The 24300-nt window shown below is 64.7% G+C and carries 24 protein-coding genes and 1 pseudogene; 11 read left to right on the forward strand and 14 right to left on the reverse strand.

All coding sequences use genetic code 11. The features are described from left to right. Positions 1 to 17: 17 nt before the first annotated feature. Positions 18 to 788: a DUF2182 domain-containing protein gene (locus AC0V8S_RS04885; protein WP_475437003.1), complete on the forward strand. Its 771-nt coding sequence runs from the start codon at positions 18 to 20 to the stop codon at positions 786 to 788. 36 nt (positions 789 to 824) lie between these two features. Here the strand turns inward: AC0V8S_RS04885 and holA are convergent. From holA to AC0V8S_RS04900, 3 genes and pseudogenes are all read right to left on the reverse strand, one after another. Further along, positions 825 to 1869, reverse strand: a pseudogene (holA, locus tag AC0V8S_RS04890) (DNA polymerase III subunit delta). An 89-nt stretch (positions 1870 to 1958) separates the two neighbouring features. After that, positions 1959 to 2216, reverse strand: coding sequence for a hypothetical protein (locus tag AC0V8S_RS04895; RefSeq protein ID WP_475437004.1), 258 nt, complete (start codon positions 2214 to 2216; stop codon positions 1959 to 1961). Positions 2217 to 2272: 56 nt separating this feature from the next. Continuing rightward, positions 2273 to 2863, reverse strand: coding sequence for a hypothetical protein (locus AC0V8S_RS04900; RefSeq protein ID WP_475437005.1), 591 nt, complete (start codon positions 2861 to 2863; stop codon positions 2273 to 2275). 822 nt (positions 2864 to 3685) lie between these two features. On the opposite strand from AC0V8S_RS04900, the gene AC0V8S_RS04905 reads away from it, so the two are divergent. The 4 genes from AC0V8S_RS04905 (at position 3686) to lpdA (ending at position 8881) form a co-directional block, all read left to right on the forward strand. Beyond that, complete coding sequence (locus AC0V8S_RS04905) at positions 3686 to 4918, forward strand: thiamine pyrophosphate-dependent enzyme (protein ID WP_475437006.1); 1233 nt, start codon at positions 3686 to 3688, stop codon at positions 4916 to 4918. 3 nt (positions 4919 to 4921) lie between these two features. Beyond that, entirely contained in the window at positions 4922 to 5935 is a 1014-nt protein-coding gene (locus AC0V8S_RS04910) for an alpha-ketoacid dehydrogenase subunit beta (RefSeq protein WP_183464422.1), read from the forward strand. Between the two features lies 1 nt (position 5936). Further along, positions 5937 to 7250: a dihydrolipoamide acetyltransferase family protein gene (locus tag AC0V8S_RS04915; RefSeq protein WP_475437007.1), complete on the forward strand. Its 1314-nt coding sequence runs from the start codon at positions 5937 to 5939 to the stop codon at positions 7248 to 7250. Positions 7251 to 7486: 236 nt separating this feature from the next. Next, positions 7487 to 8881 carry a dihydrolipoyl dehydrogenase gene (gene lpdA / locus AC0V8S_RS04920; protein WP_475437008.1) on the forward strand — a complete coding sequence of 465 codons (1395 nt, stop codon included), beginning with the start codon at positions 7487 to 7489 and terminating at the stop codon, positions 8879 to 8881. A 165-nt stretch (positions 8882 to 9046) separates the two neighbouring features. Here the strand turns inward: lpdA and AC0V8S_RS04925 are convergent, their stop codons facing one another. Next, positions 9047 to 10150, reverse strand: coding sequence for a saccharopine dehydrogenase family protein (locus tag AC0V8S_RS04925; protein WP_475437009.1), 1104 nt, complete (start codon positions 10148 to 10150; stop codon positions 9047 to 9049). A 179-nt stretch (positions 10151 to 10329) separates the two neighbouring features. On the opposite strand from AC0V8S_RS04925, the gene AC0V8S_RS04930 reads away from it, so the two are divergent. After that, positions 10330 to 10758 carry an Lrp/AsnC family transcriptional regulator gene (locus AC0V8S_RS04930; protein WP_475437010.1) on the forward strand — a complete coding sequence of 143 codons (429 nt, stop codon included), beginning with the start codon at positions 10330 to 10332 and terminating at the stop codon, positions 10756 to 10758. A gap of 134 nt (positions 10759 to 10892) precedes the next feature. Here the strand turns inward: AC0V8S_RS04930 and AC0V8S_RS04935 are convergent, their stop codons facing one another. The 9 genes from AC0V8S_RS04935 to AC0V8S_RS04975 form a co-directional block, all read right to left on the reverse strand. Next, the gene (locus AC0V8S_RS04935; RefSeq protein ID WP_475437011.1) at positions 10893 to 11147 is read right to left on the reverse strand and encodes a DUF1344 domain-containing protein; all 255 of its coding nucleotides are present in this window, start codon (positions 11145 to 11147) and stop codon (positions 10893 to 10895) included. A 233-nt stretch (positions 11148 to 11380) separates the two neighbouring features. Next, positions 11381 to 14035, reverse strand: coding sequence for an FtsX-like permease family protein (locus tag AC0V8S_RS04940; protein WP_475437012.1), 2655 nt, complete (start codon positions 14033 to 14035; stop codon positions 11381 to 11383). Continuing rightward, positions 14032 to 14715, reverse strand: a complete 684-nt coding sequence (locus tag AC0V8S_RS04945; RefSeq protein WP_475437013.1) for an ABC transporter ATP-binding protein — start codon at positions 14713 to 14715, stop codon at positions 14032 to 14034. Before AC0V8S_RS04945 ends, AC0V8S_RS04940 begins: the two co-directional genes overlap by 4 nt. Next, positions 14708 to 15370, reverse strand: a complete 663-nt coding sequence (locus AC0V8S_RS04950) for an ABC transporter ATP-binding protein (RefSeq protein WP_475437014.1) — start codon at positions 15368 to 15370, stop codon at positions 14708 to 14710. Before AC0V8S_RS04950 ends, AC0V8S_RS04945 begins: the two co-directional genes overlap by 8 nt. A gap of 1 nt (position 15371) precedes the next feature. Beyond that, positions 15372 to 15977 (reverse strand): hypothetical protein, encoded by a 606-nt coding sequence (locus AC0V8S_RS04955; RefSeq protein ID WP_475437015.1) that lies wholly within the window; start codon positions 15975 to 15977, stop codon positions 15372 to 15374. Between the two features lie 131 nt (positions 15978 to 16108). After that, positions 16109 to 17488 (reverse strand): sensor histidine kinase, encoded by a 1380-nt coding sequence (locus AC0V8S_RS04960; protein ID WP_475437016.1) that lies wholly within the window; start codon positions 17486 to 17488, stop codon positions 16109 to 16111. Then, positions 17485 to 18168, reverse strand: a complete 684-nt coding sequence (locus AC0V8S_RS04965; protein WP_475437017.1) for a winged helix-turn-helix domain-containing protein — start codon at positions 18166 to 18168, stop codon at positions 17485 to 17487. Before AC0V8S_RS04965 ends, AC0V8S_RS04960 begins: the two co-directional genes overlap by 4 nt. A 38-nt stretch (positions 18169 to 18206) precedes the next feature. Then, positions 18207 to 19082, reverse strand: a complete 876-nt coding sequence (locus tag AC0V8S_RS04970) for a COG4705 family protein (protein WP_475437018.1) — start codon at positions 19080 to 19082, stop codon at positions 18207 to 18209. A gap of 145 nt (positions 19083 to 19227) precedes the next feature. After that, a complete protein-coding gene (locus AC0V8S_RS04975) occupies positions 19228 to 19485 on the reverse strand; it encodes a hypothetical protein (RefSeq protein WP_095202610.1) in 258 nt (85 codons plus the stop codon). Positions 19486 to 19752: 267 nt separating this feature from the next. On the opposite strand from AC0V8S_RS04975, the gene AC0V8S_RS04980 reads away from it, so the two are divergent. The 3 genes from AC0V8S_RS04980 to AC0V8S_RS04990 all read left to right on the forward strand — a co-directional run bounded on the left by AC0V8S_RS04980 (position 19753) and on the right by AC0V8S_RS04990 (position 21671). Further along, entirely contained in the window at positions 19753 to 20388 is a 636-nt protein-coding gene (locus AC0V8S_RS04980; protein WP_475437019.1) for a methyltransferase family protein, read from the forward strand. Between the two features lie 81 nt (positions 20389 to 20469). Next, positions 20470 to 20634 carry a hypothetical protein gene (locus AC0V8S_RS04985; protein ID WP_475437020.1) on the forward strand — a complete coding sequence of 55 codons (165 nt, stop codon included), beginning with the start codon at positions 20470 to 20472 and terminating at the stop codon, positions 20632 to 20634. Beyond that, on the forward strand, positions 20616 to 21671 hold the full coding sequence (locus AC0V8S_RS04990; protein WP_475437021.1) for a peptidase C39 family protein: 1056 nt from the start codon (positions 20616 to 20618) through the stop codon (positions 21669 to 21671). Before AC0V8S_RS04985 ends, AC0V8S_RS04990 begins: the two co-directional genes overlap by 19 nt. Before the next feature lie 214 nt (positions 21672 to 21885). On the opposite strand, the gene AC0V8S_RS04995 is transcribed toward AC0V8S_RS04990, so the two are convergent. Further along, positions 21886 to 22371, reverse strand: coding sequence for a hypothetical protein (locus AC0V8S_RS04995; RefSeq protein ID WP_475437022.1), 486 nt, complete (start codon positions 22369 to 22371; stop codon positions 21886 to 21888). A 222-nt stretch (positions 22372 to 22593) separates the two neighbouring features. On the opposite strand from AC0V8S_RS04995, the gene AC0V8S_RS05000 reads away from it, so the two are divergent. Together AC0V8S_RS05000 and AC0V8S_RS05005 are read left to right on the forward strand one after the other, a co-directional pair. Continuing rightward, complete coding sequence (locus tag AC0V8S_RS05000) at positions 22594 to 22959, forward strand: RidA family protein (RefSeq protein WP_095202613.1); 366 nt, start codon at positions 22594 to 22596, stop codon at positions 22957 to 22959. Positions 22960 to 22991: 32 nt separating this feature from the next. Further along, positions 22992 to 24227, forward strand: a complete 1236-nt coding sequence (locus tag AC0V8S_RS05005) for an amidohydrolase/deacetylase family metallohydrolase (protein ID WP_475437023.1) — start codon at positions 22992 to 22994, stop codon at positions 24225 to 24227. Positions 24228 to 24300 lie beyond the last annotated feature (73 nt).

The following is a 24300-nucleotide window of genomic DNA, read 5'->3' on the forward strand; positions in this document are numbered from 1 at the left end:
CGTCCAAGGCGCAAACGTTGCAGCGATACATCATTCTCGCGCTGCTGATCGCGATCGCCGCGGCGGCATGGACCCTGCTTGTCCGGCAGCGGATGGGCATGGACGCCGACATGCGCATGGACTCACTCACCATGGGCATGCAGGCGCCGCTGTTTCTTGCCGTCTGGATGATCATGATGATTGCCATGATGTTTCCGACGGCGGCGCCGATGATTCTGACGTTTCACCAGGTCCAGGCCGGCAAACAGGGCCGGGGCGAGACCTTTGTCTCGAGCTGGGTGTTCGTGGCCGGGTATATGCTGGTTTGGGGCGTGATGGGGGTTGTCGCCTTTGCCGGTGCGGCGGGTGCGGAGATGCTTGCCGGGCATGTGGGGTTGTCGACGGCGGCGGCCGCGCGCATCGGCGGCGCGCTGCTGATGATTGCCGGCGCTTATCGACTCTCCCCCCTGAAAGATCTGTGCCTGGCCAAATGCCGCACGCCGATCGGCTTCATCCTGACCTCGTGGCGCGATGGTTACTGGGGCGCGGTCCGCATGGGCCTGGAGCATGGACTTTTCTGCCTGGGCTGCTGCTGGCTCTTGTTTCTCGGCCTGTTTCCGCTCGGCATCATGAACCTCGCCGCAATGGCCGTGGTCACCTTGCTGATCTTTGCGGAAAAGACCCTGCCGTCGGGGGATAGGATCGCAAAGGTATCGGGTGTCGCTCTGCTGCTTTACGGCGCGGCGGTGCTGGTCTTTCCGCAGGCGCTGCCAACCTTCCAGCCAGCGGGCGCCATGATGATGAATTGACCAGCGCGCGGCGCCGAAAAGCGGAGGATCGCTCTCCTACCTTTGCCCCAGCCTCGCGCTTTCCACCGCAATGCCGAGCAGCGCCTGACGCGCCAGCGCGACGGACAGATCGGGCCGTTTGCGGGTCTGCAGCACCGCGGTTTGCAGCCGGGTCAGCGCGCGGCTGAGCGCGTCGCTGCTCCAGCGATCCAGCGCTTTCTCCACCAGTTTGCGCCGCGAGAAGAAAACCGGCGGGCGCGCGCCGGCAACGACCGACGCGGCGTTGCGCCCGCCTGAACTCCATCTGGCCGCGCATGATCTGGATCTGCTGCAATTGCCGCATGGCGGAAGACAATACCAGGAAGGGCGGGCCGCCGGACTGGCAGTGGCGGGTGAAGGCGGTGTCGAAGTCGCCGACCTTGCCTTCGAGCAGCGCGTCGACGGCATCGTCGAACGAGGCGCCGGACACGTCGCCTGACATCGCTCTCACTTCTTCCAGCCCGATCTCCTTCTGGCCGTGAGCGTAGAGGATGAGCTTTTCGATCTCGCCACGTGAAGCCAGCCGGTCGCCGCCGAGATTGCGGCGCAGCGCTTGTCTGGCCTCCAACGTCATCGACATGCCGGCCTTGCGCAGCTCATCGTCGATGACCGTGTCGATGTCTCGGGCCTCGTCGGCGTAGCAAGGCAGCGCCATGGCGTTGTCCGCGCCCTCGACCACGGCGCGCAGGCCGACGCCCTTCTTGAGATCGCCGGCCTCGATCAGGATGATGGCGTCGCGCGCGGGTTCCGCTGTCAGCGCCTTGACGTCCTCGGCCAGCGCCTTCTGACCAGTGGCATTGCGCACCCACAGCAGCCGCCTGTCGGAAAACATCGGCACGGTGCGGGCCTCGTCGAGCAGGCGGCCCTCGTCGCGATCGACCTCCGAACCCTCGAGCCGGACCACCGAGAACGGATCGTCGAGCGGCAGGCCGGTCTTTTCGGCAAAGGCCTTTGCGCGCTCGGAAACGAGACCGCGGTCGGGGCCGTAGAGCAGGACAATGGAGATGCGCGAGTCAGGCCGCGCGAGCCAGGAATCGACCTCGAAAGCTTTCTTCTGTGCCATGGTGGGTGGTTAGCATGCCACGAGCGCCGGGTGAACAAGCCCTTGGTGCCGGCCGCTATTTCTTGTCCTCGGAGGGTTGCAGGAGGCTGTCAGGGCTTGAGCATGCTATCGGCAGCCCCGAGGCGTTCGTAGTCTGTCAATGCCGCGTCGAGCGATTGGTCCTTCTTGACCGTCCATAAGGTCACCAAGGTCAGATAATTGGTGAAGGCATTCTGCTCTTTTGCGAAAATGGCGGCCAAACGAGAGTCGTTCTGAAAGAACCGATCCAGCTCCTGTTTGATCGCAACGTCGTTCTTCGCCAGCGATCCTATGGCCCATACAGCCGATGCCATCGTTAGCGCACGCATCATATCCTTGGAGGCCTGACTCTCGGGGCATCCATATTTCCAGCAAGCAGCGATAATCATGATGTTGCGGCGGCCCGGGGCCCCTGCGCCCCGAACTTTCCCATGACAAGACCAATCCGGATCGCGTCCGCAGCCATGCCGTCACGGCTGGTTCGAAGATTTTCCAGAATATGATCGATGTAGGACAAGTCTCCAGTCGCCATGTAGGCGCCAATCAGCAGATCATTGTCCAGCGCGACCAAGACGGGCATCACCGTTCTCAGCGGCGTGACGTCGGCTGGTGCAGCATCCTCCAGCTTACGGGTCGACGCGAAACGACGCACTTCGTCTGCCAGGCCAGCTCTGCGAAGTGCGACCAGATAGAACTCAGCCGCGCGATCGGAACGCACTTCATCTAGCAGTTTTCGACGCAGCTCCGGCGCGCTGTCAAACAACGCTGCGAAAAATCCGATGATCGCTCCATTGTCGATCCGGGGCGGAGCATTGTCCAGGGTGGCGACGAGACGGTCGAGGCAGGCAGCGTCCTTCGTACGATAAAAAATGCTCATGCAATCGTCTGACTTCGACTGGGCGAATGCCGGTCGACCGAGCCCGGTCAGAAATGCCACGATCGCCAAAGCGACAAAAGCCGTCGATCGTCCTTCCATGTTATTCCTCTCACGAACAATACCATCAGGATAGGTTTTGGGGGTTGGGAGGTGCAACTTGAATTGCCGGGGCGCATCGCCGCCGAAGGCAATTCACCGCGGAGCCTCAGGGCGAGGCATCGCACCGGCTTGAAATGACACGCCCGAGCCAGGTCGACCCCCACTCCGTCGAGCTTCGCTCGAGACCTCTCCTCCAGTCGACGGGGGAGAGGAAAGGCGCGAGTTCGCCGACCTTGGCGCCCACCAAACCGTTCGGCGCGGTGGCGAACACAGAGGGGAGAGCTGTTACCTATGTATCCGGTTCAAACTGTTACCCATCTATCGGCTGGCAAGGCGCGAGCTCGCCGACCTTGGCGCCCTTCCTCTCCCTCCGGAGGGGGGAGAGGTGGCGCTGCGAAGCAGCGACGGAGTGGGGGAAGGCGGTCCTCAAATACGCCGCCGCTGACAACTCACCATCGGGCCTCGATCAGGGCGACGATCGCACCGACTTGGAGTAACAACGGCCGAGCCGGGTCGACCCCCCCACTCCGTCGAGCTTCGCTCGACACCTCTCCCCCGGTCGACGGGGGAGAGGAAAGGCGCGAGTTCGCCGCCCAATCGCCTTATCTGGCGGAAACCCCTGCTCAATCTTGCGCCAAATTGCGCGGCCTCACGAAACATCGACAAGAAATTTCGCGGACATATCTACATCTTGTGCAGGGGAGGCTGGATCGGCCGGCGCGGCCGGTCCGATGCGTGAGGCCTTGCCCGACGAATTCGCACTGGTCTGGCGGCGTGGATGTGCAAATATCCCTAACCAGGCAACATTGGAGGACAAAGGTCATGGCCGATGCTGGGATGTTGCGTTTCCACGTTCCGGAGCCGGAAGTGCGGCCGGGCGGCACGCCTGACTTTTCCAATGTGACCATCGCCGCTGCCGGCTCGGTGCCGCGCCCCGACATCGATGTCGATCCGCGCACCATCCGCGACATGGCCTTCTCGATCATCCGTGTGCTGAACCGCGATGGCGAGGCGGTCGGGCCGTGGGCCGGGCTGCTCTCCAACGAAGAGCTGCTGGAAGGCCTGCGCCACATGATGACGCTCAGGACCTTCGACGCCCGCATGCAGATGGCGCAGCGCCAGGGCAAGACATCCTTCTACATGCAGCATCTGGGCGAAGAGGCGGTGAGCTGCGCCTTCCGCAAGGCGCTCGCCCAGGGCGACATGAATTTCCCGACCTATCGGCAGGCCGGCCTGCTCATCGCCGACGGCTATCCGATGGTCACCATGATGAACCAGATCTATTCCAACGAGGCCGACCCGCTGAAGGGCCGGCAGCTGCCGATCATGTATTCGTCGAAGGAGCACGGCTTCTTCTCGATCTCCGGCAATCTGGCGACGCAGTACATCCAGGCGGTCGGCTGGGCGATGGCGTCGGCCATCTCGAACGATTCCAAGATCGCGGCGGCCTGGATCGGCGACGGCTCGACGGCGGAATCCGATTTCCACTCGGCGCTTGTGTTCGCTTCCACCTACAAGGCGCCGGTCGTGCTCAATGTCGTCAACAATCAGTGGGCGATCTCGACTTTCCAGGGCATCGCACGCGGCGGCTCCGGCACGTTCGCGGCGCGGGGTCTCGGCTTCGGCATTCCGTCGCTGCGCGTCGACGGCAATGATTATCTGGCCGTGCACGCGGTGGCCAAATGGGCGGCCGAACGGGCGCGGAAGAATCTCGGGCCGACGCTGGTCGAGTATGTCACCTACCGCGCCGGCGCCCATTCCAGCTCGGACGATCCGTCGGCCTACCGGCCGAAGACCGAATCCGACGCCTGGCCGCTCGGCGATCCGATCGTGCGGCTGAAGAACCATCTGATCGGGCTCGGCATGTGGTCAAACGAGCGGCACGCCCAGGCCGAGGCCGAAATCCTCGACACGGTGATCGCGGCGCAAAAGGAGGCGGAGAGCCACGGCACACTGCATGCCGGCGGCAAACCGTCGACGCGCGACATGTTCGAAGGCCTCTATGCCGAGATGCCGCCGCATCTCAGGCGCCAGCGTCAGCAGGCGGGAGTCTGAGCCATGCCGAGACGGACCATGATCGAGGCCATTCGTGATGCCATGGATGTGTCGATGGGGCGCGACGAGAAAGTCGTCGTCTTCGGCGAGGATGTCGGCTTCTTCGGCGGCGTTTTCCGTTGCACGCAGGGCCTGCAGGCCAAATACGGCAAGAGCCGCTGCTTCGACGCGCCGATCAACGAATCCGGCATTGTCGGCTCGGCCATCGGCATGGCTGCCTACGGGCTGAAACCCTGCGTGGAAATTCAATTTGCCGACTATATGTATCCGGCCTATGACCAGCTGACCCAGGAAGCAGCGCGCCTGCGCTACCGCTCGAACGGCGATTTCACCTGCCCGATCGTGGTGCGCATGCCGACCGGCGGCGGCATTTTTGGCGGCCAGACGCACAGCCAGAGCCCGGAAGCTTTGTTCACCCACGTCTCCGGCTTGAAGACGGTGGTGCCGTCCAATCCGCATGATGCCAAGGGGCTCTTGATCGCGGCGATCGAGGATCCCGATCCGGTCATTTTTCTCGAGCCGAAACGGCTCTACAACGGTCCGTTCGACGGCCATCACGACCGGCCAGTGACGCCCTGGTCGAAGCATGAGCTCGGCGAAGTCGCGGATGGTCACTACACCGTGCCGCTCGGCAAGGCGGCGATCCGCCGGGCCGGCTCGGCGATCACCGTGCTCGCCTATGGCACCATGGTCTATGTCGCGCAGGCGGCGGCCGAGGAGACCGGCATCGATGCCGAGATCATCGATCTGAGGACGCTGCTGCCGCTCGATCTCGACGCTATCGTCGCCTCGGTGAAGAAGACCGGGCGCTGCGTCGTCGTGCATGAGGCAACGCTGACCTCGGGCTTCGGCGCCGAGCTGTCGGCGCTGGTGCAGGAAAACTGTTTTTATCATCTGGAAGCGCCAGTGGCGCGGGTCGCCGGCTGGGACACGCCCTATCCGCACGCGCAGGAATGGGACTATTTCCCCGGTCCCGCCCGCGTCGGCCGCGCGCTGATTGAAACCATGGAGGCCTGACATGGGCGAGCACATCATCAAGCTGCCCGATGTCGGCGAAGGCGTCGCCGAGGCCGAACTTGTCGAATGGCACGTCAAGGTCGGCGACATCGTGCGGGAGGACACCGTGCTTGCCGCCGTGATGACCGACAAGGCGACGGTCGAGATCCCTTCGCCTGTCGATGGCGAGATCCTGTGGCTGGGCGCCGAGATCGGCGACACGGTGGCCATCGGCTCGCCGATCGTGCGGCTGAAGGTGGCGGGTGAGGGCAATGTCAAACCGCAGGGTGGCGCGGTGGAAGCGGTGGCATCAGAGCCTCCGGTGAAGCTTCCGACGCCAAAGCCCGAGAGCGCCGCGCCGGCCGCGAAGACCAAGCCAAAGGCCGCCGCTCCGGAGGCGAAACCTGCGCCTGCCGTTTCGAAAAGCACCGGACAGACATCCGTCTCCGGCGCGCCGCGTCCGGAAGGTGAAAAACCGCTGGCGTCGCCGGCCGTGCGGCTGCGGGCGAAGGAGGCCGGCATTGATCTGAGGCAAGTCGCGGGAAGCGGCCCGGCCGGGCGCATCGGCCATGAGGACATCGAGGCGTTCCTGGCGCGCGGGCCGCAGGTGGCCAAGGCTTCGGGTCTTGCCCGCAACGATGCGGTCGAGGACATCAAGGTGGTGGGCTTGCGGCGCAAGATCGCCGAGAAGATGACGCTGTCCAAGTCGCGCATCCCCCACATCACCTATGTCGAGGAGATCGACGTCACCGCGCTCGAAGACTTGCGCGCCGCGCTCAACAAGGAGAAGCGGGCCGACAGGCCGAAGCTGACGCTGCTGCCGTTCCTGATGCGGGCGATGGTGAAGGCGATCGCCGACCAGCCCCAGCTCAATTCGCTGTTCGACGACGAGGCCGGCATCATCCACCAGCATGGCGGCATTCATATCGGCATCGCCGCGCAGACGCCGTCAGGGCTGGTGGTGCCTGTCGTCAAGCATGCCGAGGCGCGCGACATCTGGGATTGCGGCGCCGAGGTCAACAGGCTGGCCGAGGCCGCCAAGTCCGGCACGGCGACACGTGACGAGCTCTCCGGCTCGACCATCACCATCACTTCGCTCGGCGCCATGGGCGGCATCGCGACGACGCCGGTCATCAACCATCCGGAAGTGGCGATCATCGGCGTCAACAAGATGATGGTGCGGCCGGTGTGGGACGGCACACAGTTCATCCCGCGCAAGATGATGAACCTGTCGTCGAGCTTCGATCATCGGGTGATCGATGGCTGGGACGCGGCGGTGTTCATCCAGCGGATCAAGGCGCTGCTGGAAACGCCGGCGCTGATTTTTGTGGATTGAGGGGGCGGAATGACCGAGATGACGGCGGGACAGCGCCCCCCTCTGCCTTGCCAGGCATCTCCCCCACAAGGGGGGAGATTGGATGTCACGCCGGGCTTCGCCAATCTCCATCGTTGCAGGAACGAGCGAAGCGACGAGGCTGCCAATCTCCCCCCTCGTGGGGGAGATGTCCGGCAGGACAGAGGGGGGCGTGAAGGATCGCGGCGGAACATTCCCTCGGATCGAAGGGTCGCAACATGAAAGAAATCTCCTGCAAGCTGCTCGTCATCGGCGCCGGTCCGGGCGGTTACGTCTGCGCCATCCGCGCCGGCCAGCTCGGCGTCGATACGGTGATCGTCGAAGCCGGCAAGCCCGGCGGCACCTGCCTCAATGTAGGCTGCATTCCATCCAAGGCGCTGATCCATGCGGCGGAGGAGTTCGAGAAGGTCGCGCACATGGTCGGCGGCAAGAGCCCGCTCGGCATTTCGGTCTCGGCACCGGTGCTCGATCTTACCAAAACCGTCGCCTGGAAGGACGGGATTGTCGGCCGGCTCAACAGCGGCGTCGCCGGGCTGCTGAAGAAGGCCGGCGTGAAGACCGTGCATGGCTGGGCGACGTTCCGTGACGGCAAGACCGTCGAGGTCGAAACCGAGACGGGAAGCCAGGTGATCCGGGCCGAGACGATCGTCATCGCTACCGGCTCGGCGCCGGTCGAATTGTCGTTCCTGCCCTTTGGAGGGCCTGTGATATCGTCAACGGACGCGCTGGCTTTGAGTGCGGTCCCCAAGAAACTTGCGGTGGTCGGAGGTGGTTATATCGGGCTGGAGCTCGGCATGGCCTTTGCCAAAATGGGCGCTGAGGTGACTGTGGTCGAGGCCTTGCCGCGTGTGCTGGCGCAGTATGATGCGGAATTGACCCGGCCTGTCGTCAAGCGGCTCGCCGCGCTCGGTATCGAGGTGATGACAGGGGCCAAGGCAAAGGGATTGTCGACCAAGGGCGACGCCTTGCTGGTCGAGACAGCGGACGGCAAGAACACCAAGGTTTCCGCCGACAAGATCCTGGTGACGGTCGGACGCAAGCCGGTGACGGAAGGCTGGGGCCTCGACCAGATCGACCTCGATATGGCCGGCAAATTCATCCGCATCGACGACCAGTGCCGCACCTCGATGCGCGGCATTTTTGCTATCGGCGACGTCACCGGCGAGCCGATGCTGGCGCATCGCGCCATGGCACAAGGCGAAATGGTCGCCGAGATCGTCGCCGGCCACAAGCGCAGCTGGGACAAGCGTTCAATCCCCGCCGTCTGCTTCACCGATCCGGAACTGGTGACGGCGGGGCTGTCGCCGGAAGAGGCCAAGGCTCAGGGTGAGATCAAGATCGGGCTGTTCCCGTTCGCCGCCAATGGGCGGGCGATGACGAAGCTCGGCGAAGATGGTTTCGTCCGCGTCGTGGCGCGGGCGGACAACCATCTGGTGCTCGGCATCCAGGCGGTCGGGCAGGGCGTGTCGGAATTGTCGACGGCGTTCGGGCTGGCGCTGGAAATGGGCGCGCGGCTGGAGGATATCGCCGGCACCATCCATGCGCATCCGACGCAGGGCGAGGGCTTCCAGGAAGCGGCGCTGAAGGCGCTGGGGCACGCACTGCATATTTAGAGGGTGTAATCTCCCCCCTCGAGGGGGAGATGGCCGGCAGGCCAGAGGGGGTCGGTTCGACTGGACGCGACCTTCTTGCGACGGAAGAAAGCTGGCGCTCTACGCGCGGCGACCCCCTCTGTCGCCTTCGGCGACATCCCCCCCTCAAGGGGGGAGATTAAAAGCTCAGCTCGCGAGCCGGCTCACCATCTCGTGCTGCGCATAAGCCCGCCCAAAGCGGTTCGCCAGAAACGCGTCCAGCGCGATGTCTTCCTGCTTGACGAAACCGGTCGCCGGCAGGCTGCCGTCGGCCAGCATGTCGAGCACGGCGCAGATGCCGGACGCCGTGGTGATCTGGATGGCGCTGCGGACCTGGTTGCCGATGCGCTGCGAATAGATCTTGTTGGCGTAGGTTTCCTGCAGCAGGCGGCCGTTGCGGCGGCCGGAGACGGTGACGAAGACGATGACCACGTCCTGCAGCGTCGCCGGCAGGGCGCTTTCAAAGATGTCCTTCAGCACATCGCGGCGATGGCGCAGGCCAAGATCGTTGAGCAGCGCCTTCATGATGGCGGCGTGGCCGGGATAGCGGATGGTGCGGTAGTTCAGCGTGCGCACCTTGCCCTTCAGCGTCTCGGCCAAAGTGCCCAGCCCACCCGAGGTGTTGAACGCCTCATAGGTGACGCCGTCGAGCGAGAATTCCTCGCGCTCCTCCAGCGGCGGCACTTCGATCAGCTCGCCCTCGACGATCGCCTCGCACGGTTCGCAATATTCGTTGATGACGCCGTCGGTGCTCCAGGTCAGGTTGTAGTTCAGCGCATTGGACGGGTATTGCGGCAGCGCGCCGACGCGCATGCGCACGCTTTCCAGCGTATCGAAGCGGCTGGCGAGATCGTTGGCGACGATCGAGATGAAGCCAGGCGCCAGCCCGCATTGCGGGATGAAGGCGCTCTTGCCCGAACGCGCCAGCTCCTTGACGCGCCGGGTCGAGACGACATCCTCGGTCAGGTCGAGATAGTGGACGCCGGCGCTGGCCGCTGCTTCAGCGATGCGCGTGGTGAGGTGGAAGGGGGCGGCGCTGAGCACGGCGAACTTGCCGGCCAAGGCTGCCTCAAGGGTGCCGGGAGCGGCAATGTCGAGTTCGAGCGTCTCGACGCCGGCGGGCACTTCGGCCGCGGCGAGCTGCGCCGCCGAGCGGTCGACGAGGGTGACGCGGTAGTCGCCGGTTGCGGCGAGCATCCCGGCGATGGTCGAGCCGATCTTGCCGGCGCCGACGATAACGATGTTGTTCATGGTCAAATACCCCTGCCAAATTCGATTTGCTTTGCGCAATCCCAGACGGAAACTGCTTCACACGTGCTGGAAGTGCTCGTGAATTGGCGGAATCATCGCATCTTGCCTGTCGAAAAGAAGCGTGAAATCTGGCAGAGTGTACCCTATTTCCAGTCGATCCGCCGAAGGGATTCGTCGAAATGCTCAGTGAGGCCGAACAGGCGCTGCTTTCCTTGCTGCGTTCCAACGCCCGCGCTTCGACGGCCGAACTGGCACGGCAGCTCGGCGTATCGCGCACGACGTTGCAGAGCCGGATCGAGCGGCTGGAGCAGCGCGGCATCATATCAGGCTACGGCGTCAAGCTCTCCGCTGACTATGAGCAAGGCCTGGTCAAGGCGCATGTGCTTTTGACCGTCACACCCAAGCTGGCCGACAAGGTGGTGCGGGCGCTGCAGGCGCTGCCGCCGGTGCGGACGCTGCACTCCGTCAGCGGCAATTTCGACATGATTGTCATCGTCGACGCGCCGTCGATCCGTGACCTCGACGCCCTGCTCGACCAGATCGGCGCCATGGATGGGGTCGAACGGACCTCGTCATCGATCATCCTGTCGACGCGCATCGACCGCTGAGCGACAAGCCCTTACCGATTGCAAAACCCGGCAGGGCGCCAACACCCGGTTCGATCGTCTGATCACCGGAGTACTTTGAGACACCCACCGACAGCGGTCGAGATCGCTGCCGGTGGAATTGCTCCACGTGGCGTCTATTTAGCCGGCTGGATGCTCGATGCCGCCAGCTTGCCGCCCCGTGTCGAATAGGTCACCACCACCTTCTCGCCAACCTTCAGCGTCTCGGCCTCGATGCCTTCCGGCAGGACGAAGGTCTTGCCGTCGGAAAGCGTGATCGAGTCGCCCTTCTTGTCGATGCTGGCAATGGTGCCGGTGGCCGCCTTGGCGAAAGCACCGGTCGAGGATACGACGGCGAGTATCAATGCGGCTGCGATAGCTGACTTCTTCATGGTCTTTTTCCCGTTTGACTTGGTTGTGGAGCCGCTGGCTATTGGCCTGGAGCGGCTCCGGTATCCGGGCCGTTTGGTCGCCGGATCTGTCTCTTCGTCTTGACGCAACTCCTCAGGGAAAGCGCTACGCGCTTTTCCCGGAATTGCTCTCGCGAGAGACAAAACGAGCCTAGGCCGTGGAGTTGTCGATGGGCTGGCCGCGAGTTTACAAATAGGTAAATCGACATCCGGCCTCACAAGTCGCGCAACTGTTCCGCTGCGTGTTCCGCCGACGGCCTGGCGGACCAAACGGCGGCAGCCACCGAGGCGGCGACGAGACCGAGCATGACCGCCAGATAAAGCCAGGGGATCGACAGCGCTTCGGGTGGCGGATCGAAAACGCCGGTCAGCAGCTTGACCAGCATCCATGCCGTCAGCAGGCCCGAAAGCAGGCCGAACGTCATTCCGCCGACAAGGATCAGCAGACCTTCGCTCCACAGGAAGGCCGCGAGCTGGCGCGGTTTGGCGCCGATCGCGGCGAGAATGGCGAAAGGCCGGCGGCGCTCGAGGAACCCCAGCGCCAGCATCAGCCCGGCAGCGGCCGCGGCCATGACGACCGCGAAGCCCAGTTCGATTGTCGTCAATCCGCCGAGATCGACCGCGGTCAGGCTCGAGCCGATGAGATGTGCCGCCTGGCCGATATCGGCCACTCTCAGCGACGGATCGGACGTGAGCACCGACGAAACCTGCCGCGCCAGCGCGGCAGGATCCGCTTTGGCTCGCATGAGCACGTATTCGGAGGCATCGGAGCCGGTCATCCGGGCGACATAGGCCGAATTGGCGACAAGGAAGGAATCCTTTGGCGCGGTCGGAAATTCGCGGGCGACGCCGATGAACTTGAAGGCCACGGGATGATACTGGTGATCCCTGGCATCGATGAGCCGCAAATTGATCGTATCGCCTTGCTGGAGCTGGAAATCCTGCACGGTCTCTTCCGATACCAGGACACCGTCCGGCGTCGCGGCGAGCAGGGCGAGCGTGCCGGCCGCGCCGGCGCCACTGAAATAGGCATCGGAAAGACCAGTGGCCCGCCCGATGCGGCCGGGATCGATGCCGTAGAGGTCCTGCAGGTCCGCGCCGACATAGGCAAAGCGGTGTTGCATGGGCTCGGCCGCCACAGCGTCGGGCAGCGACGCCAGAGCCGCCAAGTGCGCTCCGGCCGGTTTGTCCGTCGTGCCGAAGACGGTGACATCGGAGCCGTTGGTCAGTTCGGCGTCGATGCGCGCCTGGGCATTGTAGGTGCTGTTGAAGATGGCGGTCGACGTGGCGAAGGAGATGGCCAGCGCGGTCATCGCAATGCCGATCGTCAGCCGCCCCGCTTGCCGTGAGAGGGCGGCCGATACAACGGGCGCCAGCGGTCCCGATGCCGGGGCAATGATCATGCGCAGGAGCGCGCCATTGCCGGCGATGACCGCGGCCGACAGCCTGATCGTCAGCAATGCCATGCCGAGCCAGAACAGAGCCGGCGCGATGAATGCCTTGTAGTCCACCGATGTCGCCGCGACGCCTTCGGGCGCAAGCACGATCTGGTAGCCGGTGCTCGCCGATTGCCAGAAGAACAATCCCGACGCCGCGAGCAGCAGGACGTCCAGCCACAGGCGCCGCCAGAGCGGCGCGCTCGGCCGGCTCACGGTCCGCCGCGCCGCTGCCACGGTCGCCCAGCGCGCGTCGCGCCAGGCCGGGTAGAGAAAGGCGATGAACCCGACCAGCAGCCCGAACACGGCGACAAGAAGCAGCGTTGGTCCGTCAATGCCAAGCGTCGCGTTGAGGCCTGGAGCGATGATGGCAAGCAGCGATGCCGCGGCCATGCCGATCGCGGTGCCGCCGATGGCGGCGACGGCGGCTTCGGTGGCGGAGAGAAACAGGATGTCCTTGATCGTCGCGCCGCGGACGCGAAGCAGCGCCTGCTCCGTGCGCCGGCGTGCAGCACCGGACGCGGTGACGGCAAAGGTAAGCGCAACCGCCAGGGCGACGCCGGGCAGCCCGAGAAACAGGAACAGGACGGAGGCATAGAGCGCATCCTCGCGAACCGCCCCAAGGCGCGCGCCGAGATTGTCGGCCACCAGGGCCTGACCGGCGACCCGCGCCTCGAGATTGTGCTGGGCGGTGGTGACAAAAGTATAGGCCGTGACGGGATCCGGCGGCAGCGCCTCACGGGCAAGCCGCACATGCAATTGCAGCCGGGCGGTGTCGGGGCGCGCCTTCTGCTGCGGATCGAACACTTGCCGCCAGGTCTCCAGCGGCAGGATGAGGACATTGTCGGGCGGCGCCTGCGGTGCGGCCTGGGGTGGCAGGCCAACAGCCTGGAACAAAGCGTCGGCGTCCGGGAGGTCGACCACGCCGGCAATCCTGACCTCGGCCGGCGGCAGGCCGATCCGCTGGATCGAGACCGTGTCGCCGGGACCGACATGGAGGTTGGCGGCCGTCTGCTGGGCAATCAGCGCGCCGTCGAGGGTGCCGGAAAGCGAGCGGATTTCCGCCGGGAAATCGCTGGAATACCGGCTGTCGAAAGCGACCGCTTGGCCAGGTCCCGTGGTCTGGGTCGTGCCGCCGGTTCGAGCCTCGAAACCGGCGACATCGGCATAGCGGACCTGATGCACGGCCTTAACGGGGGCAGATTCGCTCAGCGCCTTGCCGATGAGGTCTGGATCGGCACCGGAAATCACCTGCACCTGCCAGTCGATTGGAACCGCCGACACGGCGCGGGCGGTCATCGATGCCCCGGCATTGGCGAGGAAGAGCGCCATTGCCGCGAGCAGGGCGACCGTCAGCGCGATGCCGGCGGCGGCACCGGCGACGCGCAGGAAACGGCGGGCAAGCACACCACGAATCCACAGCAGGACCATCATGCCGCGGCGGCCCCTGGCCGGCGGCCGGTGACAAGCCGGCCGCGATCCATCGTCCAGCGCGCCGCCATCCGGTTGGCCACGGCTTCGTCATGTGTGGCAACGACCAGGGCGATGTCGGTGCCTTCCAGGTGGTCGAACACGGCGTCGAAGAAGCGCAGCGCGGTTCGGCTGTCCAGCTGCCCGGTCGGCTCATCGGCAAGCACCAGTTTCGGTCCCATGGCCAGGGCGCGCGCCATGGCAATACGCTGGGCCTGGCCGCCGGACAGTTCCTCCGGCAGCTTGTCGCCGAGTTCGCCAAGACCGAAAGATTGCAGAAGCGATGCCGCGATATCGTTGGCGCCGCCATTCTCGCCGGCCAGCAGCATGGGCAGGCCGACATTCTGGACAGCGGTAAGGGCGGGAAACAGGCTGGGCGACTGGAATACGAAGCCGATCTGGCGCGGCCTCAGAGTTTCGAATGCTCCGAGTCCGGGCCATTCGACGCTACCGGCCGTCGGCCGGTCGAGGCCGCCAAGAATATGCAGCAGTGTCGTCTTGCCGCTGCCCGAAGGTCCGACGAGAGCGATGCGTGCACCCGACGCGATCTCGCAGTCGACATCGCGCAGCACGCTGATCCGACCGGCGTTGCCGTCCCGGAAGTCTCGCCCGAGGCCCTTTGCGACGACGAGCGTTTCAGCCACGGGCGATCCTCCCATCCTTCAGCCTGATGATGCGATCGGCCCTCTGCGCCAGTGCCTTGCTGTGGGTGGCCAGCAGCGTTGCCAGCCCGGCGTCGCGCCTCGCCTCGAAATGAGCGATCAGCCGGGCTTCGGTCTCGCTATCGACTTCCGCGGTCGGCTCGTCGGCAATCAGGATCGGCGGGTCGGCGGCGAGCGCCACGGCAAGGCCGGCACGCGCCGTCTCGCCGCCGGACAGCTCGGTCGGAAAAGCGCGGGCGCGATGCGAAAGGCCGACACTTTCCAGCAGGCTGGCCATTCGCCGGTCGTCCGGCTTGTTCGCCAGCAGCATCTGCAATCGAAGGTTCTGCTCGACGGTCAAGTGGCCAAACAGGTTTCCCGACTGCAGCAGAATGCCGAAGCTGGCGGCGCGGACGCGCGTGCGATGCGCCTCCGGACGCCGGGTCAGCCGGACGCCGCCCAGCTCGACATAGCCGCCATCCGGTTCATCGAGGCCGGTCACGCAGGCCAACAAGGTGGATTTGCCGCTGCCGGAGGGTCCGGCCAGGGCGACGATCTCGCCGGCTGCCAGGTGGAAACTGACGCCCCGCAAGGCGGCCGTCTCGTCGTCGCCCAAGTGGAAGAAGCGATAGAGTTCATGCGCGTCCAACGCGTGCATCTCATTTCCACCGGAACGAGCTGGACATCAGCTGCCACTGGTCGACATTGTCGGCGCCCTTGGGCGCATAGAGCTCTAGCGCGACGAGCTTGCCGTCCTTGAAATAGAGGTAGCGCTCGTTTTCGAGGCGAACCTGCCGGTTGGTGACCGCATTTGGTTCGGAGTTCGAGGTGTAGACGATGCGGATCGCGGTGCCGGCCGGCAGCTTGACCTGCTTGACCGCGCTCACCTGCACGGCGCGACCGGATGCCTGGAGCTTGGCGACATAGTCCGCCTTGGCGCTGTCGACGGTGGGCGCGGCGTCCGCCTTGGAAACCGAGACCACGACGCCATCCAGCTTGTCGACGAAGCTGGCACCGTCGGCACGGTCCGACCGTGCCCAGCCTTCCGGCACCTTCAGCGCGAACCCTTGCGGCGAGGTATAGTCGATAAAGACCTGCGAATCGGGAATGTCGCCCGGCGGATTCTTCTCCGCCTGCACGGGTTTTTCGGCGGCTGAAGCCGGCAGGCTGGCAAGCAGGGGAACCATGACGGCTGTCGTGCCCAGGCACGCCGCGACGGCGAGAGCGGACAAAACGCGGGTGGTTTTCCGAAAAGAGTTTTTCATTTTCCGCGGCCTTTCGATGGACGGTCAGGTCCATTCATTATGCCGCTGCAAGCTTACGGGCGGGTAGCCGGTCTCATACGCTTTGGTAAGCTATTGGCGCTTTGGTGAGTTTCCGGCATCAGCTCTCGGCCCTATGACGCCACCGATCTTACCAGCGGAAAACTCACCACCACGGCGAGGCCGGGCTGACAATCGTCAAGGGCGATGGATGCGCCATGCAAATCGGCAATGGCCCGGACCAGGCTGAGGCCAAGGCCGTTGCCCGGCGTCGAGCGGCTGTGGTCCAGCCGGTAGAGCCGCTGAAACACCCGTTCGCGCTCGTTCGCGGGAATGCCGGGGCCGTCGTCGGCAACGGCGACAAGGACACGCTCGCCCCGGCGCGTCACCGACAGTTTGATCGTCGTGCCGGGCGGGCAATGGCGCAGCGCATTCTCGACCAGATTGGCGAACATCTGCGTCAACAATTCCCGGTCGCCGTGGATCCGGTCCGCCGTTTCGTTCAGTTGGGCGGGCGACAGCACCTTTCCGTCGTCCTCGGCAACGTCGGTGTAGATCTCGGCAATGATTTGCAGGATCTCGTCGAGGTCGAGATCGGTAAAGCGTGCCTTGCGCGCACCGGCCTCGATCTGCGCGATCCGCAACAGCGCATCGAAGGTCTCGTTGATCTGATAGCCCTCGGCGCGCGCATCGGCCAGATCGTCGGAGACGTCCTGATCCCGCGTGGCCTTGTCGGCGGCGCCTTCCAGGATCATCTGCAGGCGGTTGAGCGGCGTCTTCAGATCGTGCGCGATGTTGGCGCTGACCTGTTTCATTCCGTCGACCAGCGCCGACAGGCGGTCGAGGGCGGCATTGACCTGGCCGGAGACGACATCGATGTCGTCGCCATTGCCGGTCAGCGGAATGCGAGTGTCCAGCCGTCCATGCGAGACATCGACCATGGTGGCGGCGATGCCGTCGAGGCGGCGCTGGACGCGGGAGGCGAGCAGGGCGCCGCCTGCGATCGCCAGCCCGGTGATGATCAGCGTTCCCCAGCCGAAGCTCATCAGCACCACCTTTTCCAGCTCTTCTGTCTCGGAAAGGCTGAAGGCGATCGTGAGGTTGTTGCCGCCGATCGAGCCGGAAAAGGCTCTATACGCTGAGCCCGAAGGCACACCGGGCATTTCGGCATCGAACATCGAGAAGCCGTCGGGAAGTCCGGCCGCGGTGAAGTTGCCGGCCAGATGCTTTCCCGCGGCGTCGGTCAATGAAAAGAGCTGTTCCTTCTTGGGGCTGAGCTGCGAATGGCTTTCGACCGTGGAAACCAGGTCCTCGATGTCGCTCTCGGTATAGGTCGCCGTCACGATCGAGTAGGTTTCCCTAATGGTTTCGTCGAGCCGCTCGGCAAGATCGGCGCTCATCATCCGGTAGACGATGGCACCTGAAAGCACGAAAGCCAGCACGAATAGGAAGGCGAACGTCAAGGCAAGCCGGAACGGCGTGCTGCGCAGCAGGGGCGTCCATGTTGCGATCATGGCGAAAGCGGTGCGTGCAGGCTGTAGCCGGTGTTGCGGACGGTGTGGATGAGCTGGGTTTCGAACGGCTTGTCGATCTTGGCCCGCAGCCGGCTGATATGGGTCTCGACGACGCTGGTCTTGGGATCAAAATGAAAGTCCCAGACACGTTCCAAGAGCATGGTGCGGGTGATCACCCGACCTTCGCCGCGCATCAGCACCTCCAGCAGGCTGAATTCGCGCGGCTGCAGGTCGATCGGCTGGCCGTGGCGGGTGACGCGCCGCATGATGAGGTCCATTTCGAGGTCGGCCACCCGCAGGACGGTCTTCTGCTCCAGCGCCGCCGGCCGTCGGCCAAGCGCATGGATACGGGCAAGAAGCTCCGAAAAGGCGAAGGGCTTGACCAGATAGTCGTCGCCGCCGGCCTCTAGTCCCTCGACGCGGTCGTCGACGCCGCCGACGGAGGTGAGAAAGATGACCGGCGTCCGCACGCCTGCCGCACGGACCGCCTTGACCATCGACAGGCCGTCGAGGCCCGGCAGCATCCGGTCGGCCACGATCACGTCATAGCCGCCACTGGTCGCTGCGAAAAGCGCGTCATGGCCGTTGCGCAGCAGGTCGCAGACATGACCGGCCTCGGTCAGTCCCCTGACGATATAGTCCGCCGTCCTGTGGTCGTCCTCGACAAGAAGAAGTCGCATCGCTGTTCCGGTTCATTGCCGATATCGGCCACAGGCTATCACCGGCATGGGCCCGTTCCTAGGATGGTCGCGCCCGCGGCGGTCCTAAGGCCGACTGGCCCTTCGGTGACTGCCGCAGGTTCAGTCCGATTCCAGCAGGATCTCGTCGGCATCGCCGGCGGTTTCTTCAACGACATGTAGAGAACGAGCGCAATGATGCAGCCGAGGAAGATCATGCTGGTGGAGGTGGTGCCGAAACCGAGGCCGCCATATTCGACCGGCTGCGACAGAAGATCACCGAAGGAGGCGCCAAGCGGGCGCGTCAGGATATAGGCCAGCCAGAAGGCCAGGATGGCGTCCAGGTTGACGAGATAATAGGCGAGCGCGATGAGCCCGATGACACCGCCGAACATGAGGCCCGACGTCAGATAGCCCATGTCGAAGCTCTCGGCGACGAGATCGCCGGCGGCGGTGCCGAGCGAGAAGGTGAACAGGATCGCCAGCCAGTAGAAGATCTCGCGCCTCGTCGTGAAGATGGTGTGGATCGACAGTGTCCGTTCGCTGGCGTACCAGACCGCGAACGTCGCCGCGAGCGCGACCGAGAAGGCAATCGTCGTCGTCTGCAGGCGCACGCCGAAAGTGTCGACGAGGTTGTCGGTGATCAGCGTGCCGACGACGCTGATCAGCACCACCGCCAGCCAATAGGCCCAGGGCACGTAGCGCTTCTGCACGAACTGCAGGATAAGGGCGACGATCAGCACGCCGGTCATGATCAGCGAGGTGACGGTCAGGCCGAGCCCGAGGTTGACGGCGAGATAGTCGGCCGCCGTCTCGCCCATGGTGACCGCCATCAGCTTGATCAGCCAGAAGTCGAAGGTGACGTCCGGAACCCTGTTCTGGCTCGGTCCGGCAGGCTGCTTGTTGGTCGGGAGCATGGCTGAAGTCCTGAGGTTGATGGTTGCGGCGGGATGAAGGCGCATCGCGAGGGATTCGTGCGATCCGCCCCCTATTTCATGCATGTCATGTCTCAATCGCTGCACACACTCGGGTGAGGCCCGAGGGTGCTTTGGATCGCATGGATTACTTGCCCATGACTTTCATCGCCTGGGCGAAGAAGTCGTCGGCGCGCTTGTCGTCATCCGCGTTGCAGCGTTCGATGCCCTTGGTCTCCAACTCCGAGACCTTGTTCTTGTCGGCGTCGTTGAGCTTGGCTGCCGCTTCAGCGGCACGAAGGGCCTTCAAACTTTCCTCACAAGGCGCGGGGGCAGCATAGGCAGTGGAAATCGCGGCCGAGACAGCGAGGGTGCCCACTGCGACGGCAAGTGCAAATCTTCTCATGAAACCATTCCCTATCTGATGCCGGTGGCCCGGCTGCCGTAATTGAAGCCGACCCCTAATTGGCGGACCGGCATCTGAACGATAAGGAAGCGACTTCACTCCAGCCTGTCCCGGGGCATACAAATTCGTAAGGATGGAGCTGGTTGGCGCAAAAGGCCTTTACGAACCCCGCGCGATGCGCTGATAGAAAGCGATCGCCTTGTATCCGCCATCAATGGCGTGCCCCAGTGCGCCGGCACCGCAATCCGTGCCCCAGGAAGACACGAAATGACCTACGCCTCCCTCAAGCCGGTTTCAGAGGCTTTCGTCCAGCGCAAGCGGCTGATCTTCGTGCGGGCGGCGGCGGTGCTGGCGGTGCTGCTGCTGCTCCTCACCAAGCCGGCGCTCGCCGAGGGCTCGGACGGGCACGAAACACTCGAATTCCTCGGCTTCTGCCTGGTGCTCGCCTGCGTCGCCGGTCGGCTGTGGAGCATCCTCTATGTCGGCGCCAAGAAGAACGAGGAACTGGTTTCGACGGGACCGTTCTCGATGAGCCAGAACCCGCTCTATTTCTTCTCGACGGTCGGCGCGGTCGGCATCGGTTTGCTCTACGGCTCGCTCGTGGCGGCAGCGGTGCTTGGCGTGGCCAGCTTTCTCATCTTCCGCGTCACGGCGCGCAAGGAAGCCGAATATCTGCTGGGCAAGTTCGGCCCGGCCTACACCGCCTATACCAAGGCGACGCCGCGGTTCTGGCCGAACCCACTGCTCTACCGCGACAATGACGAGCTGCAGTTCTCGACGCGGGCGCTGAAGCGCACCTTCTATGACGGGCTCTATTTCCTCGCCATCTTCCCGGCCATCGAGCTGGTCGAATACTTCCGGCAGACGGGCCTGCTGTTCCCGGCCTTCATCACGCTCTACTGATCGGCCATTACCCGGCCAATCGGCGCCAGGGGGCGTCACCGGTTTCGGGCGCACCGCAGCGATCTTTGCCTCGGAGCCCGCGTGTGGCATCGTGCCGACATGATCATCTGCATCAAGCGGCTGACATCGGGCTTTGTGCCGCTGGGCGCCGTGATGGTCTCTGACCGCCTCTACCGGCAGATCGCGGAGAAGACGAGGGCCGGCCGGTTTCGAACGGAGATGACGCCATGCCAGCTTCGCCGCTGACCAGCAGGGCCAGTGTGACAGTCTTCGCCGCCGAAGACGCATCCGTCTGGGCGGGCGTTGCGGCGGCGGTGCCGGCAGAGATCGGCGATTGTCTGGCCGTCCTGCGGGAGATCGCCGGCGTCACCGGCGTGGCGCAATACAGCGAGGGCCGCCTGGAGGCGATTGTGATCGGCCAGCGCCGGCCGGCGGCCACGATGATGCGCATCGCCCTGTTCTGGTCTGCTCCGAGCCTCATCGCGGCCGACGGCCCGCGCCTGCTGGAGGCGCTGGAGACGGAGGCGCTTGCGCAGGACATTCTGTGCCTGCGCGCGGACGAAGACACGGTGCTGCGCATCGGCGGCCAGTGGGAGCGCCGCGACGGTTTTTTGCAGCGCTGGATCGGCAACGAGCCGACCAGCCGGCAGGAGCACGTCCCGCCATCCTGGCCGCAGACGGCGGGTTTTACCTGCGGGCCATCGGCGCTGGCCATGGCGATGGCGGGGATCGAGCCGGCCTTGCGACCGGACCGGGCGCTGGAGGTCGAACTCTGGCGCGAGGCCACCACCATTATCGGTCCGAGCGGCCCAGGCGGCTGCGACCCCTATGGCCTGGCGCTGGCGGCGCATCGGCGCGGGCTGCGGGCCGAAGTGTTCATGAGCAGCGCCGAGCCGATCTTCCTCGACCGCGCCGCCTCGGAGGAAAGACGCGGGCTGATGAGCTTCGTGCAGGCCGGCTTCAAGCACGAGGCCGAAGCCGCGTCATTGCTAATCGAGCCCCGCGCCTTTGCCATCGAAGAGATCGGCCATGCGCTCGATCGCGGCTTTCTGGCACTGGTGCTGATCGATCAGGCCGTGATGATGGGCCACACCTGCCCGCACTGGGTGCTCGCCCATGGCCATGGCGGCGGCATCTATTTCCTCAACGATCCCTGGATCGAGCCCGACCGGCTTGAACTGCCGATGGACGTTATCGACCTTCCGGTCAGGGCGGCGGAACTCGACCGGATGGCCTGGTACGGCAATCCGGCCTATCGGGCGGCGGTGCTGGTCGGACGATAACGTTCGGCGTGATTAGCAGAGGGCTTCCCATTGCTTCGTCATCCTATGGCGAAGCAAGGAGCGCAGCGACGCGGCGCAGACCCCTGGAGCTGCTCCGCCCTACGATGACGAAGTCGGGAGGGGCTCGGCTAATCGCGAACGTCTATGATAAGCCGACGAACGAGCGACGGAATCCCGCTGCCGCAACCTCCAACCGGCCCCTGCTCAAGCGCACCTAGCTTCCCAGCGGATACGGCATGTAGCCGACGAAGCCGGCGATCTTCCAGTTCGCGCCGACCTTCCTGCAGAAATACAGCGTTTGCCATTTCAGCCGGTCGACGCTGCCGTCGGCTTTGGCGATGGAGCCGTCGAACTTTTTGTGCAGCACGGCGCGGTCGCCGTCGACATCGATGTCGTGCAGATTGGTGACGCGAAAAATCGCCTCGCGCAGCGGTTCGGCGAATTTGGTCGCCGCCGTCTCCTCGGCCTGGCGCAGCCACTCGTCGCGGTAGACCTCCAGCCTTGGGAACTGCAGCCGCCAGGCATCGGCATTGGCGAGAAAATGCGCGTGCATGCCGAAGAAGCTTTCGGCGATGAAATCATTCTCGACCATCGACCAGTCCTGGCCGATGAAGGCGTCGATGTCGCGTCGCACCAGCATCTCCCATAGCGCGTGGCGGTCGGCGTCTCCAGACGGAAACGGGTTCTTGTCGAAGGTCATTCTCGGTCTCTCCGGTCCTGCACAGGCATCGGTCCGCTGCGGCTTGAAAGCCGTCCGGCAGGCGCGCACGATGCAAGCGCTCTTGTGATAAAGCAACGCGAATTTCGAAGAATGTTGCTTTCCAACAGGGGCCCTATCGGGGCCGCCCCGATCGCGGTAAATCTGCGCCGAAGCGGGCGCCGCCTTGGGTCGCCCCGTCGCGTCATCAGAGGAGGCAATCCCTTGCCCAAACAGACTTTTGGAACATCCCATGTGCCGCTGTCGCCCGCCGTGCGGGCCGGCGACTTCGTCTATGTTTCGGGCCAGGTTCCGGTCGGCAGCGACGGCATCGTGGTCCAGGGCGGCATAACGGAACAGACCGAGCAGGTGCTTGCCAATGTGAAGGCGGCACTCGCGCTGGCCGGCTGCACGTTGGATGATGTGGTGAAGACCACCGTCTGGCTGGAGGACGCGCGCGATTTCGGCGCTTTCAACGCGGTGTATGGCCGGCATTTTCCGAAGAATCCGCCGGCCCGCACCACGGTCGAATCGCGGCTGATGATCGACATCAAGATCGAAGTCGAAGCCGTCGCCTATCGGCCTGTTTGAGACGACAAGGCAACGAAGCGGAGGTTTCCCCCATGCAATTCGACCTCCTGCTGAAGGGCGGACGGCTGATCGATCCGGCGGCCGGCATCGACGCGCCGCGCGATGTCGCCATCGCCAATGGCCGTATAGCCGCGCTCGACGCCGATATTCCGGCGGAGCGCGCCAATCAGGTGGTCGACGCGACGGGTTGCATCGTCGCGCCCGGGCTTGTCGACCTGCACAGCCACGTCTACTGGGGCGGCACTTCGCTCGGCGTCGATGCCGACCGGCTCGCCGCCAAGAGCGGCACCACCACCTTCATCGATGCGGGCAGCGCGGGCGCCGGCAATTTCCTTGGCTTCCGCCGCCATGTCATGGAGCGCTCGAAGGTGCGCATCCTGGCCTATGTCAACATTTCGTTTGCCGGCATTTTTGGTTTCTCGCAGACGGTGTCGGTCGGCGAGTGCAGCGATCTGAGGCTCTGCGAGCCGCGCGAGGTGGTGGCTGCGGTGCACGAGCACGCCGATGTCGTGGTCGGCGTGAAAGTCCGCTCCGGCAAGCATGCCGGCGGCACCAGCGGCATCGCGCCGGTCGACCTGGCGCTGGAGGCCGCAGACAAAGCCGGCCTGCCGCTGATGGCGCATATTGACGAGCCGCCGCCCGGCCGCTCGGAAGTGCTGCCGCGCCTGCGCCGGGGCGATATCCTCACCCATTGCTTCCGGCCATTCCCCAATGCGCCGGTCTTCGCCTCCGGCGCGGTGCGGCCCGACATGCGGCTGGCGCGCGAGCGCGGCGTCATCTTCGATCTCGGTCACGGCATGGGCTCGTTCGACTTCGAAGTCGCGCGCGCCATGCTGGCCGAGGGGCTGGCGCCTGACGTCATCTCAAGCGACGTGCATCTCTACTGCGTCGATGGTCCCGCCTTCGACATACTGGTCTGCATGTCGAAGCTGCTGGCGCTCGGCATGCCGCTGGTCGAAGTCCTGCGCGCGGCGACGCAAGCGCCGGCGCAGGCGATCGCGCGGCCGGATCTCGGCACGCTGGCGGTGGGCACCGTCGGCGATGTCGCCGTGCTTCGCCAACGGTCGGGCCGCTTCACCTTCGTCGATGCGGTCGGCGCCGCGCTGGTCGCCGATCAGCGGCTGGTGTCGGAAGGCATTGTCATCGACGGCACCTGGTGGCCGAACGAGGCGGTGAGCGATCTCGGCGAGACCGAGCGTTTTGAGGCGCATGCCGACCATACGCATGTCGAAGTGGCCGCCCGGCATTTCGGGCATCGGCACGAGTGACGCTGCGTGGCCTTCCCTTCTCCTTGCGGGAGAAGGTGGCCTCACGAAGCGAGGTCGGATGAGGGTGCTCCAG

Source organism: Mesorhizobium oxytropidicola, from assembly GCF_056174625.1.

Coding starts and splice junctions, on each gene's coding strand:
- AC0V8S_RS04950 (WP_475437014.1), bottom strand. CDS start 15,370: ATGCACGCGTTGGACGCGCATGAACTCTATCGCTTCTTCCACTTGGGC.
- AC0V8S_RS04975 (WP_095202610.1), bottom strand. CDS start 19,485: ATGAGAAGATTTGCACTTGCCGTCGCAGTGGGCACCCTCGCTGTCTCG.
- AC0V8S_RS04915 (WP_475437007.1), top strand. CDS start 5,937: ATGGGCGAGCACATCATCAAGCTGCCCGATGTCGGCGAAGGCGTCGCC.
- AC0V8S_RS04980 (WP_475437019.1), top strand. CDS start 19,753: ATGACCTACGCCTCCCTCAAGCCGGTTTCAGAGGCTTTCGTCCAGCGC.
- AC0V8S_RS04955 (WP_475437015.1), bottom strand. CDS start 15,977: ATGAAAAACTCTTTTCGGAAAACCACCCGCGTTTTGTCCGCTCTCGCC.
- AC0V8S_RS04925 (WP_475437009.1), bottom strand. CDS start 10,150: ATGAACAACATCGTTATCGTCGGCGCCGGCAAGATCGGCTCGACCATC.
- AC0V8S_RS04990 (WP_475437021.1), top strand. CDS start 20,616: ATGCCAGCTTCGCCGCTGACCAGCAGGGCCAGTGTGACAGTCTTCGCC.
- AC0V8S_RS04895 (WP_475437004.1), bottom strand. CDS start 2,216: ATGCGTGCGCTAACGATGGCATCGGCTGTATGGGCCATAGGATCGCTG.
- AC0V8S_RS05005 (WP_475437023.1), top strand. CDS start 22,992: ATGCAATTCGACCTCCTGCTGAAGGGCGGACGGCTGATCGATCCGGCG.
- AC0V8S_RS04910 (WP_183464422.1), top strand. CDS start 4,922: ATGCCGAGACGGACCATGATCGAGGCCATTCGTGATGCCATGGATGTG.
- AC0V8S_RS04940 (WP_475437012.1), bottom strand. CDS start 14,035: ATGATGGTCCTGCTGTGGATTCGTGGTGTGCTTGCCCGCCGTTTCCTG.
- lpdA (WP_475437008.1), top strand. CDS start 7,487: ATGAAAGAAATCTCCTGCAAGCTGCTCGTCATCGGCGCCGGTCCGGGC.
- AC0V8S_RS04965 (WP_475437017.1), bottom strand. CDS start 18,168: ATGCGACTTCTTCTTGTCGAGGACGACCACAGGACGGCGGACTATATC.
- AC0V8S_RS04995 (WP_475437022.1), bottom strand. CDS start 22,371: ATGACCTTCGACAAGAACCCGTTTCCGTCTGGAGACGCCGACCGCCAC.
- AC0V8S_RS04935 (WP_475437011.1), bottom strand. CDS start 11,147: ATGAAGAAGTCAGCTATCGCAGCCGCATTGATACTCGCCGTCGTATCC.
- AC0V8S_RS04900 (WP_475437005.1), bottom strand. CDS start 2,863: ATGGAAGGACGATCGACGGCTTTTGTCGCTTTGGCGATCGTGGCATTT.
- AC0V8S_RS04905 (WP_475437006.1), top strand. CDS start 3,686: ATGGCCGATGCTGGGATGTTGCGTTTCCACGTTCCGGAGCCGGAAGTG.
- AC0V8S_RS04930 (WP_475437010.1), top strand. CDS start 10,330: ATGCTCAGTGAGGCCGAACAGGCGCTGCTTTCCTTGCTGCGTTCCAAC.
- AC0V8S_RS04970 (WP_475437018.1), bottom strand. CDS start 19,082: ATGCTCCCGACCAACAAGCAGCCTGCCGGACCGAGCCAGAACAGGGTT.
- AC0V8S_RS04960 (WP_475437016.1), bottom strand. CDS start 17,488: ATGATCGCAACATGGACGCCCCTGCTGCGCAGCACGCCGTTCCGGCTT.